The organism is Inhella proteolytica, assembly GCF_016093275.1.
Lineage (GTDB): Bacteria > Pseudomonadota > Gammaproteobacteria > Burkholderiales > Burkholderiaceae_C > Inhella > Inhella proteolytica.
On the sequence record NZ_JAEDAK010000006.1, the window covers coordinates 250,247 to 266,797 of the forward strand.

Here is a 16,551-nt window from a genome sequence, read left to right on the forward strand (position 1 = left end):
CATGTGGCGTGAATTGGCACTGGGCCTGGCCGGCCCGCTCAGCCCCATGCGCCAGGCGCAGCCGGTGGGCTTTCGGGCCGGCCAAGCGGTGACGCAGCGCGAGTGGCGCGCCGAGGTGGCCGGCTGGGCCGCGCATTTCGCCGCCCAGCCCGGCGCTGACGTGGCCCTGTACTTCGAGGACAGCTTGCGCGCCGCCGCGGCCTTGTTCGGCGCCTGGCATGCCGGCAAGACGGTGTGGTGGCCCGGCGATGCCCTGCCGGCCACGGCCGAGCGCCTGGCGGCCCAGGGGACGCACTTCGCGGGCGACTGGCCGGGGGGGGCTTGCGCACGCGTGGCGCCGCAGCCGGAGCCGGAGCCGGAGCCGGAATGGCAGCCGCTCGATGCCCAGGCCCCTGCGCTGGTGGTGTTCACCTCGGGCAGCACCGGCGAGCCGGTGGCCATCACCAAGCGCCTGCACCAGCTGTTCGATGAAGTGCGCGCGCTGGAAACCTGCTTCGGCAGCCGCCTGGAGGGGGCGCGTGTGGTCGGCACGGTCAGCCACCAGCACATCTACGGCCTGCTGTTTCGCTTGCTCTGGCCGCTGGCGGCCGGCCGGCCTCTGGTGGCCGAGCGCCAGGCCTACCTGGAAGACCTGACCCGACTGGACGCGCGCCTGGCCCTGGTGGCCAGCCCCGCGCACCTGAAGCGCCTGGACCTGCCCGACCTGGCCGGCCTGCCGGTGCGGCTGGCGGCGGTCTTCAGCTCCGGCGGGCCGCTGCCGGACGACGCGCTCGCCCCCTGCGCTGAAGGCCTGGGCCAGACGCCGATCGAGGTCTACGGCAGCAGCGAGACCGGTGGCGTGGCCTGGCGCCAGCGCGCCCCGGGCGCCGATGCCCAGCACCCCTGGCGGGCGTTGCCCGGCGTGGACTGGCGCATCGAAGACGAACAGCTGGCGCTGCGCTCGCCGCAGCTCGGCAGCCTGGACTGGTTCTTGGCCGCCGACCGCGTGCGCGCCGAAGGCCCGGGCTTCGTGCTGCTGGGCCGCGCCGACCGCATCGTCAAGATCGAGGAAAAACGCGTCTCGCTGGCTGCGATTGAACAGGCCTTGCTGGCCCTGGGCGGCGTGCAGGAGCTGCGGCTGCCCTTGCTGCCTGGCCGGCGTCAGGAACTGGGCGTGGTGCTGGTGCCCACGGCCGAGGCCTGGGAGGCCATCGAAACCCAGGGCCGCGCTGCCTGGCTGGCGCCGCGCAAGCGGGCGCTGGAGCCGCTGCTGGAAGCGACGGTGCGCCCGCGCCGCTGGCGCCTGGTCAGCGAGCTGCCGGTGAACGCCCAGGGCAAGACCACCCAGGCCGCGCTGGCGGCCTTGTTCGACCCCATGCGCCCGAGCGCGCGCCTGCTGCAACGTGAGGCACAGCGTGCTTGCTGGGCGATCGAGGTGGAGGCGCGCCATCCGGGCTTCGACGGCCACTTCCCCGGCCACCCGGTGCTGCCGGGCGTGGTGCAGCTGGATTGGGCCGAGCGCTTTGGCCGCGAGGCTTTTGCCCACCTGCAGCCGGCCTTTGCTGGGCTGGATCAGCTGAAGTTCCAGCAAGTGATTCCACCTGGCGCGTGCGTGGAGCTGGAGCTGCAGTGCGACGAGGCCGGGTGCGTGCTGCGTTTCGTGCTGCGCAGTGCGCGTGGACCCCATGCCAGCGGCAAGCTGCGCTTTGCCGCGGCCGGGGAGGGCGCATGAAGCTGGTGGTGGTCATCCCCGTCTACAACCACGGCCAGGCCGTAGGTGGCGTGGTGGCCAAGTTGCGCAGCCAGGGCCTGCCCGTGCTGCTGGTGGACGACGGCTCGAATGCCGACACCGCCCGCGCCCTGGACGCGCTGGCCACGCAGGACGGCGTCCAGCTGCTGCGCCTGGCGCAGAACCAGGGCAAGGGCGGCGCCATGATGGCGGGCTTTCGCGCCGCGGCGGCGCAGGGCTACAGCCACGCGCTGCAGATCGATGCCGACGGCCAGCACGATGCGCTGGATGCACAGCGCTTCGTCGCCGCGGCACAGGCGCGCCCCGAGGCCTTCGTCTGCGGCTGCCCACTGTATGACGCCTCGGTGCCCAAGGGGCGGCTGTACGGGCGCTATGCCACCCATGTCTGGGTCTGGATCAACACACTCTCGTTCGCGGTGCGCGATTCGATGTGCGGCTTCCGGGTCTATCCGCTCGCACCCACGCTGGCGCTGATCGAGCGGGTGCGCATCGGTACGCGCATGGACTTTGACGTCGAGATCGCCGTGCGCCTGGTGTGGGCCGGCGTGCCGGTGGTGAACATGCCCACGCGCGTGCACTACCCCGAGGACGGCATCTCGCACTTCCGCGTCTGGCGCGACAACCTGCGCATCAGCTGGATGCACACGCGCCTGTTCTTCGGCATGTTGCTGCGCTTGCCGCTGCTGCTATGGCGCAAGCTGGCCTGAACCCCGCCCAGCGCCCCGGCACGCATTGGGCGGCGCTGGGCGAGCACACCTTTGTCGGCGGCATCTGGCTGCTCTATGCCGTGCACCGCCTGTTCGGGCGCGCCGCCTTTCGCGTGCTGAGCGCGCCGGTGGTGCTGCTGCACTGGTGCACGCGCCCCGCGCTGCGCGCGGCCTCGCTGGACTACCTGCGCCGGCTGCACGCCGCGCGGCCCGGCGTGTTCGTGCGCGCACCCGGCTGGCGCGAGGGCCTCCGCCATGTCGCCTGCTTTGCCGAAACCATGCTGGACAAGCTGCTGGCCATGGCCGGCCGCTACCCGGCCGCGCGCATCAGGGAGCAAGGCGTGGCCGCGGTGGACGCCGACCTGCGCGCCGGCCGCGGGGGCATCTTCGTCACCGCGCACATGGGCTGTCTGGAGTTGTGCCGCGCCTTTGCGCGCGACAAGTCCATCCTCAAGCTCACCGTGCTGGTGCACACCAAGCATGCTGAGCAGTTCAACCGCTTGCTGCAGCGCCTGGACCCGCAAGCCCGCGTGCGCCTGCTGGAGGTCAGCGAATTCGGCCCGGCCACCGCGGTGCAGCTGCAGGCCATCGTGGCCGAAGGCGGTTGGGTGGCGATTGCGGGCGACCGCGTGCCCATCCACTCCGCGCAGGTGGCCGAAGTGCAGTTCCTCGGCCACACCGCGCCGCTGCCGGTTGGCCCCTATGTGCTGGCCAGCCTGCTGCGCTGCCCGCTGGTGCTTTTGAGCTGCCTGCACCAGGGGGCCGGCTACGAGATCCGTTTCGAGCGCCTGGCCGAACGCGTCGAGCTACCGCGCGGTCAACGCGCGCAGGCCCTGCAGCGCTACGCGCAGGCGTATGCCGATGCGATCGCGGCCCGCTTGGCCGAATCGCCTTACGACTGGTTCAACTTTTATGCCTTCTGGGAACGCCCCGATGCACCGCCCCCCGTCTGATTCCGTGTTGTTCGACGGCCGCCCGCTGGGCCTGGAGGACATCGTGCGCATCGCGCGGGGCCAGGCGCGCGCCGAGCTGTCGCGCGACGAGGCCTTCGTCGCCCGCATCGAGGCCGGGGCCGCCTTCGTGGCGCGCCTGCTGGCCGAGGACGGCGTGGTCTACGGCATCACCACCGGCTATGGCGACAGCTGCACCGTCAGCATCCCGCCCGCCCTGGTGGCGCAGCTGCCCACGCACCTCTACACCTACCACGGCTGCGGCGCCGGGGCCTTGCTCACACCGGAGCAGACGCGCGCCGTGCTGGCCGTGCGCCTGCAGTCGCTGGCGCAGGGCGTCTCGGGCGTCAGCTACGCGCTGCTGCAGCAGCTGGCCGCCCTGCTGGCGCACGACATCCTGCCGCAGATCCCCTCCGAGGGCTCGGTGGGCGCCAGTGGCGACCTGACCCCGCTGAGCTATGTGGCCGCGGTGCTCTGCGGCGAGCGCCAGGTCTGGTTCCGCGGTGAATCCATGCCCGCCGCCCAGGCCCTGGCCGCGGTGGGCCTGCAGCCGCACCGCCTGCGCCCCAAGGAGGCGCTGGCCATCATGAACGGCACGGCGGTGATGACCGCGCTGGCCTGCCTGGCTTATGTGCGCGCCGAGCAGCTCGGCCAGCAGGCCACGCGCTGCACGGCCGCGAACGTCATCGCCAGCAGCGGCAACGCCCACCATTTCGACGCCACCCTGTTCGCCGCCAAGCCCCACCCCGGCCAGCAGCGCGTGGCCGCGCGCCTGCGCGCCGACCTGGCCAGCGACCGCCCCAGCCGAAATGAGCTGCGCCTGCAGGACCGCTACTCGCTGCGCTGTGCGCCGCATGTCATCGGCGTGCTGGAAGACGCGCTGCCCTTCTTGCGTCAGCTGATCGAGAACGAACTCAACAGCGCCAACGACAACCCGCTGATCCACCCCGAGGAAGAGCGCGTGCTGCATGGCGGGCACTTCTACGGTGGCCACATCGCGCTGGCGATGGACACTTTGAAGAACGCCGTCGCCAACCTGGCCGACCTGCTGGACCGCCAGCTGGCCCTGCTGGTGGATACGCGCTTCAACCATGGCCTGCCCTCGAACCTGAGCGGCGCGCTGGGCGAGCGCGCGGCCATCAACCATGGGCTCAAGGCGCTGCAGATCTCGGTCTCGGCCTGGACTGCCGAAGCGCTCAAGCAGACCATGCCGGCCTCGGTGTTCAGCCGCAGCACCGAGTGCCACAACCAGGACAAGGTCAGCATGGGCACCATCGCCGCACGCGATGCGCTGCGCGTCATCGAGCTGACCGAGCAGGTGGTGGCCGCCATGCTGATCACCGCCCGCCAGGCCCTGGCCCTGCGCGAGCGCCTGGGTGCCCTGAACCTGACGCCGGCGCTGGCCGCGTGGCGCGCAGACCTGGAGGCGCGCGTGGCCCTGATCGAGGAAGACCGCGCGCTCGACGCCGACCTGCAGCGCCTGCTCACGGCCCTGCGCGAACCTGCTTGGGATTTGTATGCCGGGACGTGAAGACCCCCGCCTGGTGCACGAGACCGAGCTCAGCCCGGCCTTCCATGACCTGGACCCCATGCACATCGTCTGGCATGGGCGCTATGTGCAGTACCTGGAGATCGCGCGCAGCGCGCTGATGCAGCGCTTCGACTACGACTACCCGCAGATGAAGGCCAGCGGCTACGCCTGGCCCATCGTGGACCTGCACCTCAAGTACGTGCGCCCGGCCGAGTACGGCATGAAGCTGATCGTGCGCGCCGCCATCACCGAGTACGAGAACCGCCTCAAGGTGGATTACCGCATCCGCGACGCCGCCAGCGGCAAGGTGCTGACCAAGGGCCACACCATCCAGGTGGCGGTGCGCTGGGAAACCGGCGAGCTGCAGTTCGTCTGCCCGCCGGTGCTGTGGGAGCGCCTGGGCGTGAAGCCGGAGGACGCCGCATGAAGCGCCGCCACCTGCTGCTGGCCACGCTGCCGCTCAGCGCAACGGCGGCGCCGCTGGCCGAGATCCAGCAGCGCCTGCACCAGCCCGCGCTGGCGCGCGGCCGCTTCGAGCAGGACAAGCGCTTGGCCGGCTTTGCCAAGCCGCTGAAGAGCACGGGCGACTACCTGCTGGTGCGCGGCAAGGGCGTGCTCTGGCGCACGCTCACGCCCTTTGCCTCGCAGCTGGCGCTGACGCGCGATGCCATCCGCGCCGACCACTTCCAGCTCGACGCCGGCAAGGAGCCCAGCGTGCGCGTCGTCACCGGCCTGATGCTGGCCTTGCTGGACGGCAACCTGGCCGCGCTGCAGTCGCAGTTCGAGCTGAGCGGCAGCCTGCGCGGCGCCCAGGGCTGGCAGGCCGAGCTGAAGCCGCGCGAGGCCGCACTGGCGCGCCTGTTCCAGCGCATCGAGCTGGAGGGCGACCGCCAGGTGCGCCGCATCCAGCTCTTCGAGGCCCAGGGCGACCAGACCCTGATCCGTTTTGACGAGCAGCAGCGCGAGCCCGCCGCGCCGAATGAGGAAGAGGCCCGCCGCCTTGCCTGAAACGACCCGCTGGGCCTGGCTGTGGGCGCTCCTGCTGTTGCTGCTGGCTGCGGGCCTGGGCCTGACGGCCTGGCAGGGCCGCCTGCGCATCAACACCGATGTGCTGGCCATGCTGCCCAAGGACGAGCGCCGCCCCGAGGTCGAGCAGGCGCTGCAGGCCCTGGCCAAGGCGGGGGACGGCCGGCTCATCGTGCTGGTACAGAACGCGGCGGCGGCCGATCGGTTCGCCGAGGTTTTCGCCGCCCAAGCCCCGGGTGTGAGCCTGCGCCACAAGGTGGACCCGGCCCAGCAGGCCGCCTGGCTGGACTTCTTCAGCCCGCAGCGCGGCGCCCTGCTGACCGATGCGCAGCGCGCCCAGCTGCAGCAGGCCAGCGCCGAGGCCCTGGCCCAGCAGGCCCTGCAGAACCTGCTGCAGCCGGTGGGCGCGCTGCGCGTGGGCCGCTGGGCCGACGACCCCTTCAACAGCCTGGGCCAGTGGTTCGCTGAGCGCGCCCAGGGCAGCCGCGTGCGTGTGCACGAAGGTCGCCTGACCGTGCATGCCCCTGACGGCGACTGGGCCCTGATCCTGATCGACAGCCCCGGCAGCGCCTTCGCGCTGGCGCATAACGAGCGCCTGGCCCAAGCCCTGGCCGCCGCCCGTGCCGCGGTGGCGCCGGTCAAGGTCATCGCCGCCGGCGTGCCCCTGCATGCGCACGCGGCGGCCACGCAGGCGCAGAGCGAGATGCATCTGATCGGCGCCGGCTCGCTGGTCGGCGTGTTCGTGCTCAGCTGGTTCGCCTTTGCGCGCATCCGTCCGCGCCTGCTGGTGCTGCTCTCGGTCGGCAGCGGTCTGCTGGTCGCCGTGGGTCTGACCCTGGCGGTGTTCGGCGAGCTGCACCTCATCACCCTGGTGTTCGGCGCCAGCCTGGTGGGCGTGGCCGAGAACTACGCCAGCAGCTACTACGCCGCGCGCATCGAGCGCGGCGCCGAACAGCGCTTTGCCGTGATGCGCGAGCAGCTGCCCACCATGGGCCTGGCCCTGCTCACCACCTTGGCCGGCTACGCCCTGCTGGCCACCACGCCCTTCCCGGGCCTGCAGCAGGTGGCCCTGTTCTCGGCCGCCGGCCTGGCCGCGGCCTTTGTCACCACCTGGCTGTGGTTCCCGCACCTGGACCAGGGCAGCGTGCCGCTGCGCCCGCTGACCCGCGCGATGGGTCGTGCCTGGGCCGCCTGGCCGGCGCTGCGGCCGCGCGCCGCGGCCCTGCTGCTGGCCGGTCTGGGCGGGTTGACGGCCTGGGGCTTCGTGCGCCTGCAGGCCAACGACGACATCCGCCTGCTGCAGGCCACGCCGCCGGCCTTGCTGCAGGACCAGATCGAACTCGCGCGCCACCTCGACCTGCCCAGCCCGGCGCAGTTCTTCCTGCTCGAAGCGGGCAGCGAGGCCGAGCTGCTGGCCGCCGAGGAAGCGCTCAAAGCCAAGCTCGCGCCGCTGCGCGAACAGAAGCTCATCAGCGGCTGGCAGGCGGTGTCGGACTGGGTGCCTTCGCCCGCGCGCCAGCAGGCCGATGCCGCGCTGCTGCAGCGCCGCTGGGCCGAGGCGGCTCCCTTGGTTCAAAGTCTGCTGGGCCAGACCCTGCCTGCGGGCGGGGCCGTGCAGCCCAAGTTGCTGATGGTCGCCGACTGGCTGGCCGCGCCGGTGTCCGAGGCGGCACGCCATCAATGGCTGGGCGCCAATTCGCAGGGCCGCTGGCATGCGGTGCTGCAGCTGCGCGGCGTGGCCGGCGTGCAGGCCCTGCCGGCCCTGGCCGCGCTGGCCGACGGCAACGCTGTCCGCTGGGTCGACAAGGTGGCCGAGGTCTCCGAACTGCTGGCGCGCCAGCGCGTGCGCATGGCGGGGGTGCTGGCCATCGCCGTCGTCGCCGTGGCCGGTCTGCTGGCCTGGCGCTTTGGCCGGCGCAGCTGGCGCGCGCTCTTCCCCACCGTGCTGGCCGGCGCCCTGAGCCTGGCCCTGCTGGGCCTGAGCGGCCAGCCGCTGCAGCTCTTCCATGTGCTGGCCTTGCTGCTGCTGCTGGGCGTGGGCGTGGACTACGGCATCTTTTTGCTCGCCCAGCCGCAGCGCGCAGACTTGCGGGGTTTTGTCTCCGTCACCCTGGCGGCGGCATCCACCTGGCTGGCCTTCGGCCTGCTGGGTCTTTCCAGCACCCCGGCGCTGCGCGCCTTCGGCATCACCCTGGGCCTTGGCATCGTGCTGGCCTGGGTCTTGACCCCCTTCTTCATTCCAGATGAGTCCCCCCATGCGAGTTGAAACCTGCGACGTTTGCATCATTGGCGCCGGCCCCTCGGGCGCGGTGGCGGCGGCCCTGCTGCGCCAGCAGGGCCTGGCGGTGACGGTGCTGGAGCAGCAGCAGTTCCCGCGCTTCTCGATCGGCGAGAGCCTGCTGCCGCAGTCGATGGAATACATCCAGAAGGCCGGCCTGCTGCAGGACGTGGTCGAGGCCGGCTTCCAGTACAAGAACGGCGCCGCCTTCCGCCGCGGCGAGAAGCGCACCGCCTTCGACTTCCGCGACAAGTTCAGCTGCGGCTGGGGCACCACCTACCAGGTGCAGCGCGCCGCCTTCGACAAGGTGCTGGCCGATGGCGCGGCCAAGGCCGGAGCAGACATCCGCTACCGCCAGCAGGTCACCGCGGTGACGGTGGGTGAGGGGCAGCAGCCGCTGGTCACCGTGCAACCCCTGGAGGGTGGCGATTCGTATCAGGTGCAGGCCCGCCACCTGCTCGACGCCAGTGGCTTCGGCCGCACCCTGCCGCGTTTGCTGGACCTGGAGTTCCCCTCGCAATTCCCGGTGCGCGCGGCCACCTTCACCCATGTGCAGGACGGCATCAAGGATCCGAGCTTCGACCGCAACAAGATCCTCGTCACCGTGCACCCCGAGCATGTGGATGTCTGGTTCTGGACCATCCCCTTCAGCAATGGCCGCTGCTCGCTGGGCGTGGTGGCGCGCGCCGAGTTCTTCGCCAAGTATTCGACCGACGCGACCGAGCGCCTGAAGGCCATCGTGGCCGAGACGCCCACGCTTTCCACTTTGCTCGAGAACGCCGTGTGGGACACGCCGGCCAACGAGCTCAAGGGCTATGCGGCGAACGTCAAGTCGCTCTGGGGCCCCGGCTTCGCGCTGCTGGGCAATGCCGGCGAGTTCCTCGATCCGGTGTTCTCCAGCGGCGTGACGATCGCCGTGCGCAGCGCCGATCTGGCCGTGAGCTGCATCCTGCGCGAGCGCGCCGGCGAGACGGTGAACTGGGAGGCCGATTACGCCGTGCCGCTGCGCACCGGCGTCGATGCCTTCCGCGCCTTTGTGGAGAGCTGGTACCGCGGCGGCTTCCAGGACGTGATCTTTCACCAGGACCAGAACCCCGAGGTGCGCCGCATGATCAGCTCCATCCTGGCCGGCTACGCCTGGGACAAGAGCAACCCCTACGTCGCCAAGCCCGAGCGCATGGCCACGCTGGAAGCCCTGTGCGCCGCCTGATCCTGTCCTTGCTTGTGAGCCTGCTGGCCGCCTGCGCCAGCACGCCGCCGGCCCCGCCGCCGCGCCTGCCCGCCTTCCGTGTGGCGCCGGCCGACTTCGGCGCGCCGCTGCAGCTGGTGCAGCGCCTGCAGGTGCTGCGCGTCAGCGAAGACCCGCGCGCGCCCAAGGAGCGCCAGCTCGACACCCTGCTGCAGCTGGACGGCGAGGCCCTGCGCCTGGCCGCGCTGGCGCTGAACCAGCGCGTGCTGACCCTGGTGTGGGACGGCCGCGAGCTGCAGGTGCAGCGCCACACGATGCTGCCGGCCGAGGTGGACCCCGAGCGCGTGCTGCGTGACATCGCGCTCGTGTTCGCGCCCTTGCAGGCCTTGCGCCAGGGCCTGGGCCCGGAGTGGGAACTGAGCGAACTGGCGCAGCGCCGTGAGTTGCGCCTGAACGGCGAGCTGCTGCTGGTGGTGCTGTACCTGCAGGGCCGCGAGCAGGTCGAGATCGACAACCGGGTCGAGCGCTACCGGCTGCGCATCGACTCGCGTGCGGCCGAAGGAGCGGTGTGATGCAGTTCCATCTGAATGCCTTGGGTCTGATCTGTGCCGCCGGCGCCGACCCCGCTGAACTGGCCACTGCGCTCTGGGCCGATCAACCCCGCGGTGTGCAGCCCGAACCCTGGCGCGAAGGTCGCGAGCTGCACCTGGGCCGCGTGCGCGCGGCGCTGCCGCCGCTTGACCCGGCCGCAGCCCTGGCCAGCCGCAACAACGCCCTGCTGGCCGCCGCGCTGGCGCAGATCCGCCCGCAGGTGGACGCCGCCATCGCCCGCCACGGTGCGGCGCGGGTGGCGGTGGTGCTGGGCACCAGCACCTCGGGCGTGGGCGAGGCCGAACAGGCCTGGGACGAGCAGGTGCGCAGCGGCACGCTGTCCGCCGGCTTTGATGTGCGCCAGCAGGAGATCGGCTCCCCTGCGCTCTACCTGGCCTGCACCCTGGGCCTGGGTGGCCCTGCTTATGTGGTGTCCACCGCCTGTTCGTCCAGCGCCAAGGCCCTGGCCAGCGCGGCCCGCCTGCTGCGCGCCGGCTTGGCCGATGCCGTGCTCTGTGGCGGTGCCGACAGCCTGTGCGACTTCACGGTCGCCGGCTTTGCCGCGCTCGAAGCCGTGAGCGCGGCGCGCTGCAATCCGATGAGCGCGAATCGGCAAGGCATCAACATCGGCGAGGCCGCCGCGCTGTTCCTGATGGAACGCGAAGGGGCCGGCCCGCGCCTGGCCGGCTGGGGCGAGAGCAGTGATGCCCACCACATCTCCGCCCCCGAACCCAGCGGCCGCGGTGCCGAAGCGGCCATGCGCGCCGCGATCGCTTGTGCCGGCCTGCAGCCGGCCGACATCGGCTACCTGAACCTGCATGGCACGGCCACGCCGCACAACGACGCGATGGAGTCACAGGCCGTGGCACGGGTGTTCGGCCTGGAGCTGCCCTGCAGCTCCACCAAGCCGCTGACCGGCCACACCCTGGGCGCGGCCGGCGCGCTGGAAGCGGCGGTGGCCTGGCTGACGCTGCAGGGCGAGGGCCGGCTGCCGGTGCACCATTTCGACGGCGCCCGCGACCCCGCGCTGCCGGCCATTCGCTTGGTGCGCCCGGGCGAACGCCTGGCCAGCGCACCGCGCGCCGTGCTGTCCAATTCTTTTGCTTTTGGCGGCAGCAATGCCGCGTTGGTGCTCTGCCGTGATGACTGAAGTCGCCATCGACGAACTGGTGCCGCACCGCGGCACGATGAGCTGGCTGGGCCGTGTGCTTGAAGCCGGCGAGGAACATCTGGTGGCCGAGGCCACCATCGGCCCCGACCACCTGCTGCTGCGCGACGGCCAATTGAGTGCCGCCGCCGGCATCGAGTACATGGCCCAGACCGTGGCCGCCTGGGCCGGCGCCGGCCGCCGCGCCGCGGGCGGTGCGCCCAAGATCGGCTTCCTGCTCGGTACGCGGCGCTACACCTGCTCCCGTTCCAGCTTCCGGGTGGGCGAAGTGCTGCGCATCCGCGTCGAGCATCGCTTCCAGGCGGACAACGGGCTGGGGCAGTTCGAGGCCTCGATCGAGATTAACGGCGCCGAGGTGGCGCGGGCGAGCCTGAACGTGTTCGGGCCCGAAGAGCCTGAGGCCTTCTTGAATGGGCAGGGCTTGTGACTGAATGCATTTGGTCATCGGTAGAGCCCGCAGGGGTCTTCAACCCTTGCACCCCGACCCGCATTTCTTTGCTGCGCCAAAGAAACGCGGGGCAAAGAAAGGCGCTGAATGCACGCAGCCGACCTAGGGTCGGCCGCGACTGCACGGCTGGTTCACATGGCTCCCACACCCCTCCTGGGACTGCGAAAACCTGCCCGCTAAGCTGGCCGGAGTACCGGCCGACTAGACCACTGCAAACCATCGCGGGCTTTCTGCGATGAATGGATCCCCAACCAGCTTCTTGTTGCCGCGTTCGCGGCCCCGCAAAGCGCTGTGGTGCAAACCATGAACCCCGACCAAACCATCCTCATCACCGGCTCCAGCCGCGGCATCGGCAAGGCCATTGCCCTGCGCCTGGCGCGCGATGGCTTCGACACCGTCATCCACTGCCGCAGCCGCCGCGACGAAGCCGAGCAGGTGGCGCAGCAGGTGCGCGAACTGGGCCGCCGGGCCCGCGTGCTGCAGTTCGACGTGGCCGACCGCGCCGCCACGGCTGCGGCGCTTGAAGCCGATCTTGAACAGCACGGCTGCCCCTATGGCGTGGTGGCCAATGCCGGCATCGCGCGCGACAACGCCTTTCCGGCCATGCCGGCCGAGGATTGGGACGCGGTGATCCATACCAACCTCGACGCCTTCTACAACGTGCTGCACCCGCTCACAATGCCGCTGGTGCGGCGCCGCAAGCCCGGGCGCATCGTCACCCTGGCTTCGGTGTCGGGGTTGATGGGCAACCGCGGGCAGGTGAACTACAGCGCCGCCAAGGCCGGCATCATCGGCGCCACCAAGGCGCTGGCGGTGGAGCTGGCCAGCCGCGCCATCACCGTGAACTGTGTGGCACCGGGGTTGATCGAGACCGACATGGTCGAGCCCGAGTTGCTCGCCGAAGCGCTGAAGATCATCCCGGCCAAGCGGGTGGGCCAACCCGAGGAGGTGGCGGCCCTGGTGAGCTTCTTGATGGGACCGGATGCGGCCTACATCACGCGCCAGGTGATTTCGGTGAACGGGGGGATGGTGGGATGAAGAGCTTGAAGCGTGTGGTGTGCACCGGCGTCGGTGCCCTCAGCCCCCTGGGTCATGACTGGGCCAGCGTGCAGCAGCAGCTGCGCCAGCGCCGCAGTGCAGTGCAGCGCATCGCCGGCTGGGCCGAGATCGAAGGCCTCAACACCCAAGTCGGCGCGCCCGCCGCACCCTTCGAGCTGCCCAAGGAGCGCTACAACCGCAAGACCATGCGCAGCATGGGCCGCGTCTCGGTGCTGGCCTGCCGTGCCACCGAGCTGGCGCTGGAGCAGGCCGGTCTGCTGGGGGATCCGCTCGTCACCAGCGGCCAGATGGGCATTAGCTACGGCAGTTGCTCGGGCGAGCCCGCCGCTTTCGGCGACTTCGCCTGCATGATGCGCGACAAGACCACCGAGGGCATCAACGCCAACACCTACATCAAGATGATGTCGCACACCGCGCCGGTGAATATCGGCGTGTTCTTCGGCATCACCGGGCGCATCGTCACCACCAGCAGCGCCTGCACTTCGGGCTCGCAGGGCGTCGGCTACGCCTTCGAGGCCATCCAGAGCGGCAAGCAGATTGCCATGGTGGCTGGCGGCTCGGAAGAGCTCGATGCCAGCCAGGCCGCGGTGTTCGACACCCTGTTCGCCACCTCCACGCGCCACAACGACACGCCCACCCAGACCCCCAGCCCTTACGACGCGAACCGCGATGGCCTGGTGCTGGGCGAGGGCGGCTGCAGCCTGATCCTGGAAGAGCGTGAGCACGCGCTGGCGCGCGGCGCCAAGCCGCTGTTCGAGATCGTCGGCTACGGCACCAACAGCGATGGCGCGCATGTCACGCAACCCAAGGCCGAGACCATGGCCATGGCCATGCGCCTGGCCCTGGCCGATGCCGGTCTGCCCCCCGAGGCCATCCCCTACGTGAACGGCCACGGCACCGCCACCGAGCATGGCGACATCGCCGAGAGCCAGGCCACCCAGGCCGTGTTCGGCTCGCGCGTGGCCATATCCTCGCTGAAGAGCTACATGGGCCACACCCTGGGCGCCTGCGGCGCGCTCGAGGCCTGGATGACCGCCGAGATGATGAAGAGCGGCTGGTTCGCGCCCACGCTGAACCTCAGCCAGGTAGATCCGCGCTGCGCCGAGCTGGACTACCTGATGGACGGCGGCCGCGCGCTCGACACCGAGTACGTGATGAGCAACAACTTCGCGTTCGGCGGCATCAACACCTCGTTGATCCTGCGCCGTTGCTAACGATTCGACACCAGCGCGTCGGCACAATCGCCGCGCTTGCCACCCACCAACCCCGAGGAGGAGAACCCATGCGTCAAACCCTGAAGAGCCTGGCCGCCGTGCTGGCCCTGTCCGCCCTGCTGGCTCCGGCCGCCCAGGCCCGCGACACCGTGTTGCACATCAAGCTGTCCGACGTGCTGGAAATGCCCGACGCCAAGGGCAAGCTCGACGGCGACGTCAAGTTCTACCTGGCCGGCGCCAAGACGCCCAAGGTGCTGAAGGAGCTGGGCAGCGACACCACCAACCAGAAGACCAATGGCGTGGGCAAGTCCGACGAGTTCGGCTGCAAGTGGGCCATCCTCTCGGGCCTGATCGCGCTGGAGAAGAAGGCCAAGCAGAACGGCGCCAACGCGGTGGTGGACATCGTCAGCTACTACAAGAAGAACGAGGTCAAGGACGCCGAGACCATCGAATGCCATGCCGGCAGCATCGTCATCGGCGCGGCGCTGAAGGGCACCTACGCCAAGGTGGCCCCCTAAGGTGAACCCGCAGATCTGCGTGGCGCCGCTGGCGGCGCTGCAGGCCGATCTGCCCGAATGCCCCGAAGCCTGGTTGGCGCGCAGCGAAGCGGCGCGGCTCCAGGCTTTTTCCTTGCCGGCGCGCCGGCAGCGCTACCTGGCCGGGCGCTGGCTGCTGCGCCGCCTGCTGGGCGCTGCCAGCGGCCAGGCCCTGCCGCAGCTGGAGCAGGACGCCGAGGGCCGCAGCCTTTGCCCGACGCTGCCCCCGTGGCGGCTCTCGCTCAGCCACAGCGGCGACTGGTTTGCCGCCGCCGTGGCGGAAGAGGCCCTGGGCATCGACATCGAACAGCCGCGCCCCGGGCGCGATCTGGCCGCCCTGGCATCCGGCCTGGGCCTGCCGGACGCGCAGGCGCCGGCCTTCTACCGCCACTGGACGCTGGGTGAAGCCTGGCTCAAGCAGGGCCCGGGGCCGGGCCTGCTGGCGGCGCAGCGCCAGCTGCGCTGGGTGCCCGACCCCCAAGGGGCGGGGCGCTGCTGGCACCAGCCGGCGCACGACCTGCATCTGGCCCTGTGGGCGCCGCCCCAGGCCGTGCCGCGCTTCTGGCCCTACCCCGGCACGGCGCCCCTGGCATGGGCCGACCAGGGCCGCTGGGGGCCGGCCAGCGATGATCCCGCCCTGAACCGGAGTTTTTCCCCATGAGTGCCCCAGCCGAACAAGCCCAGATCACCCTGCAATCTCCCGACGGCGCGCGTGCCACCTTGCTGCTTCATGGCGGCCAACTCGTCAGCTGGGTGCCGGCGGGCGGGGCCGAGCAGCTCTACCTGTCGCCCACCAGCCGCTACGGCGCGGGTGTGGCGGTGCGTGGGGGCGTGCCGGTGATCTTTCCGCAGTTCGCCGCGCAGGGTGACGGGCCGCGGCATGGCGTGGCGCGCACGCGCGCCTGGGAGCTGGTGCAGCAGGAAACCGGTGACCGCGATGCCCTGGCCGTGCTGCGCCTGCAGGACGACGCCGACACCCTGCGCGCCTGGCCGCAGGCCTTCGCTCTGGAGCTGACGGTGCGCATTGCCGGGCGCACGCTGGAGATGGAGCTGGCGGTGGAGAACCGCGGCGAGGCGCGCTTCGCCTTTCAGGCCGCCTTGCACAGCTACTGGGCGGTCGAAGACGCCGCTCGCGTCGTCATCGAAGGCCTGCAGGACCGCCGCTACCTGGACAGCCTGCGCGGCGAAGAGGGCGTGCAGCACAGCCACCGGCTGGAGCTGCTGCAGGGCCAGCCCATCGACCGCATCGTCTACGGCCCGGCCGCGCCGCTGCGCCTGGTGGGGCTGGGTGAAAGCAGCACGCGCCGGCTGCTGATCGAGACCGAAGGCTTTGACGACGCGGTGGTCTGGAACCCCGGCGCGAACCATGGCCTGGCGGACCTGCCCGCCGAGGATTGGCGCCGCTTCGTCTGCCTGGAACTCGCCCAGATCGAGCACCGGCCGGTGCTGGACCCGGGCGAGGAATGGGTCGCGCGTCAGACCCTCACTTGCCTTTAGTCGGCGCGGGCGGCTGGATGGGCTTGAGCCCGCCGCAGTCCGCCCCCAGCCAGCGCGCCTGGACCTGGGTCTTCATGGTCTGCGCCTGGCCCTTGCCGGTGCTGGTGAACTGCATGTCGCTGCGATAGCCCTCGCCGCCGCTGAAGGTGGTGCGGCCCTCGCCGTGGCCCTCCTTGCACTGCACCTTCCAGCGCCAGGTGCTGCCGCCGCGCTCGACGACCTCGGTCTTGCAGTCGTTCTGCCCTTGCGGGCTGCCCCAGGCGCTTTCTTTCATCGACTCGGCGCTGAAGCACATGCGGATGCCGCCGCTGGCCAGGTCGATGCCCTGGGCCTTCATGCGCTCCTGCATCATCTTGCGCACCTCGGGGGGCATTTGTGCCATCTCGGGCGGCATCTGGCCGGGGGTGGGCATGGGCTTGCCGTCCACCTCCAGGCTCAGGGTCTTCATCTCCCACAGACCGGGCTTGGAGGGCGGGCTTTGGGCCAGCGCCGTGCCGGCCAGCAGGATCAGCAGTAGGGGATCAAGGCGCATCTCATGGCTCCTGTGGGGTTCTTGAGACCTGCCGCGCATGATTCAGCACAACCAAGTGCCACCGTGGAGCCGGCTCCGCCGGGCCACTGGTGGCGC

At 70.8% G+C, this 16,551-nt stretch carries 17 protein-coding genes; 16 read left to right on the forward strand and 1 reads right to left on the reverse strand.

The annotated features are described in order from the left end of the window. The first annotated feature begins 1 nt into the window (after position 1). From I7X39_RS11055 to I7X39_RS11130, 16 genes are all read left to right on the forward strand, one after another. Positions 2 to 1,711: an ApeI family dehydratase gene (locus I7X39_RS11055; protein WP_198111206.1), complete on the forward strand. Its 1,710-nt coding sequence runs from the start codon at positions 2 to 4 to the stop codon at positions 1,709 to 1,711. Beyond that, the gene (locus tag I7X39_RS11060) at positions 1,708 to 2,436 is read left to right on the forward strand and encodes a glycosyltransferase family 2 protein (RefSeq protein ID WP_198111207.1); all 729 of its coding nucleotides are present in this window, start codon (positions 1,708 to 1,710) and stop codon (positions 2,434 to 2,436) included. The genes I7X39_RS11055 and I7X39_RS11060 overlap by 4 nt, the downstream gene beginning before the upstream one ends. Beyond that, a complete protein-coding gene (locus I7X39_RS11065) occupies positions 2,418 to 3,389 on the forward strand; it encodes a lysophospholipid acyltransferase family protein (RefSeq protein WP_198111208.1) in 972 nt (323 codons plus the stop codon). Before I7X39_RS11060 ends, I7X39_RS11065 begins: the two co-directional genes overlap by 19 nt. After that, entirely contained in the window at positions 3,370 to 4,917 is a 1,548-nt protein-coding gene (locus I7X39_RS11070) for an HAL/PAL/TAL family ammonia-lyase (RefSeq protein WP_198111209.1), read from the forward strand. The genes I7X39_RS11065 and I7X39_RS11070 overlap by 20 nt, the downstream gene beginning before the upstream one ends. Further along, positions 4,904 to 5,344, forward strand: a complete 441-nt coding sequence (locus I7X39_RS11075) for an acyl-CoA thioesterase (protein ID WP_198111210.1) — start codon at positions 4,904 to 4,906, stop codon at positions 5,342 to 5,344. Before I7X39_RS11070 ends, I7X39_RS11075 begins: the two co-directional genes overlap by 14 nt. Further along, positions 5,341 to 5,925, forward strand: a complete 585-nt coding sequence (locus I7X39_RS11080) for a LolA family protein (protein WP_198111211.1) — start codon at positions 5,341 to 5,343, stop codon at positions 5,923 to 5,925. Before I7X39_RS11075 ends, I7X39_RS11080 begins: the two co-directional genes overlap by 4 nt. Beyond that, positions 5,918 to 8,209: an MMPL family transporter gene (locus I7X39_RS11085; protein ID WP_198111212.1), complete on the forward strand. Its 2,292-nt coding sequence runs from the start codon at positions 5,918 to 5,920 to the stop codon at positions 8,207 to 8,209. Before I7X39_RS11080 ends, I7X39_RS11085 begins: the two co-directional genes overlap by 8 nt. Continuing rightward, on the forward strand, positions 8,199 to 9,431 hold the full coding sequence (locus I7X39_RS11090) for an NAD(P)/FAD-dependent oxidoreductase (protein ID WP_198111213.1): 1,233 nt from the start codon (positions 8,199 to 8,201) through the stop codon (positions 9,429 to 9,431). The genes I7X39_RS11085 and I7X39_RS11090 overlap by 11 nt, the downstream gene beginning before the upstream one ends. Further along, complete coding sequence (locus tag I7X39_RS11095) at positions 9,419 to 9,982, forward strand: DUF3261 domain-containing protein (protein ID WP_198111214.1); 564 nt, start codon at positions 9,419 to 9,421, stop codon at positions 9,980 to 9,982. Before I7X39_RS11090 ends, I7X39_RS11095 begins: the two co-directional genes overlap by 13 nt. Next, positions 9,982 to 11,151, forward strand: coding sequence for a beta-ketoacyl-ACP synthase (locus tag I7X39_RS11100; protein WP_198111215.1), 1,170 nt, complete (start codon positions 9,982 to 9,984; stop codon positions 11,149 to 11,151). The genes I7X39_RS11095 and I7X39_RS11100 overlap by 1 nt, the downstream gene beginning before the upstream one ends. Beyond that, positions 11,144 to 11,596: a hotdog family protein gene (locus I7X39_RS11105; protein ID WP_198111216.1), complete on the forward strand. Its 453-nt coding sequence runs from the start codon at positions 11,144 to 11,146 to the stop codon at positions 11,594 to 11,596. The genes I7X39_RS11100 and I7X39_RS11105 overlap by 8 nt, the downstream gene beginning before the upstream one ends. 324 nt (positions 11,597 to 11,920) lie before the next feature. Then, on the forward strand, positions 11,921 to 12,655 hold the full coding sequence (gene fabG, locus I7X39_RS11110) for a 3-oxoacyl-ACP reductase FabG (RefSeq protein WP_198111217.1): 735 nt from the start codon (positions 11,921 to 11,923) through the stop codon (positions 12,653 to 12,655). Further along, the gene (locus I7X39_RS11115) at positions 12,652 to 13,890 is read left to right on the forward strand and encodes a beta-ketoacyl-ACP synthase (protein WP_198111218.1); all 1,239 of its coding nucleotides are present in this window, start codon (positions 12,652 to 12,654) and stop codon (positions 13,888 to 13,890) included. Before fabG ends, I7X39_RS11115 begins: the two co-directional genes overlap by 4 nt. A 68-nt stretch (positions 13,891 to 13,958) precedes the next feature. Further along, entirely contained in the window at positions 13,959 to 14,408 is a 450-nt protein-coding gene (locus tag I7X39_RS11120; RefSeq protein ID WP_198111219.1) for an excinuclease ATPase subunit, read from the forward strand. A 1-nt stretch (position 14,409) separates the two neighbouring features. After that, entirely contained in the window at positions 14,410 to 15,087 is a 678-nt protein-coding gene (locus I7X39_RS11125) for a 4'-phosphopantetheinyl transferase family protein (protein ID WP_198111220.1), read from the forward strand. Beyond that, entirely contained in the window at positions 15,084 to 15,923 is an 840-nt protein-coding gene (locus I7X39_RS11130; protein ID WP_198111221.1) for a D-hexose-6-phosphate mutarotase, read from the forward strand. The genes I7X39_RS11125 and I7X39_RS11130 overlap by 4 nt, the downstream gene beginning before the upstream one ends. On the opposite strand, the gene I7X39_RS11135 is transcribed toward I7X39_RS11130, so the two are convergent. Beyond that, positions 15,910 to 16,455: a DUF3617 domain-containing protein gene (locus I7X39_RS11135; RefSeq protein WP_198111222.1), complete on the reverse strand. Its 546-nt coding sequence runs from the start codon at positions 16,453 to 16,455 to the stop codon at positions 15,910 to 15,912. The two genes, I7X39_RS11130 and I7X39_RS11135, sit on opposite strands and share 14 nt — an antisense overlap. Positions 16,456 to 16,551: the final 96 nt, after the last annotated feature.

Bases quoted from the DNA above. Each gene is read 5' to 3' on its own strand.
- I7X39_RS11105 (WP_198111216.1), top strand. From the start codon at position 11,144: ATGACTGAAGTCGCCATCGACGAACTGGTGCCGCACCGCGGCACGATG.
- I7X39_RS11060 (WP_198111207.1), top strand. From the start codon at position 1,708: ATGAAGCTGGTGGTGGTCATCCCCGTCTACAACCACGGCCAGGCCGTA.
- I7X39_RS11065 (WP_198111208.1), top strand. From the start codon at position 2,418: ATGGCGCAAGCTGGCCTGAACCCCGCCCAGCGCCCCGGCACGCATTGG.
- I7X39_RS11135 (WP_198111222.1), bottom strand. From the start codon at position 16,455: ATGCGCCTTGATCCCCTACTGCTGATCCTGCTGGCCGGCACGGCGCTG.
- I7X39_RS11115 (WP_198111218.1), top strand. From the start codon at position 12,652: ATGAAGAGCTTGAAGCGTGTGGTGTGCACCGGCGTCGGTGCCCTCAGC.
- I7X39_RS11130 (WP_198111221.1), top strand. From the start codon at position 15,084: ATGAGTGCCCCAGCCGAACAAGCCCAGATCACCCTGCAATCTCCCGAC.
- I7X39_RS11090 (WP_198111213.1), top strand. From the start codon at position 8,199: ATGCGAGTTGAAACCTGCGACGTTTGCATCATTGGCGCCGGCCCCTCG.
- I7X39_RS11075 (WP_198111210.1), top strand. From the start codon at position 4,904: ATGCCGGGACGTGAAGACCCCCGCCTGGTGCACGAGACCGAGCTCAGC.
- I7X39_RS11100 (WP_198111215.1), top strand. From the start codon at position 9,982: ATGCAGTTCCATCTGAATGCCTTGGGTCTGATCTGTGCCGCCGGCGCC.
- I7X39_RS11120 (WP_198111219.1), top strand. From the start codon at position 13,959: ATGCGTCAAACCCTGAAGAGCCTGGCCGCCGTGCTGGCCCTGTCCGCC.
- I7X39_RS11055 (WP_198111206.1), top strand. From the start codon at position 2: ATGTGGCGTGAATTGGCACTGGGCCTGGCCGGCCCGCTCAGCCCCATG.
- fabG (WP_198111217.1), top strand. From the start codon at position 11,921: ATGAACCCCGACCAAACCATCCTCATCACCGGCTCCAGCCGCGGCATC.
- I7X39_RS11080 (WP_198111211.1), top strand. From the start codon at position 5,341: ATGAAGCGCCGCCACCTGCTGCTGGCCACGCTGCCGCTCAGCGCAACG.
- I7X39_RS11070 (WP_198111209.1), top strand. From the start codon at position 3,370: ATGCACCGCCCCCCGTCTGATTCCGTGTTGTTCGACGGCCGCCCGCTG.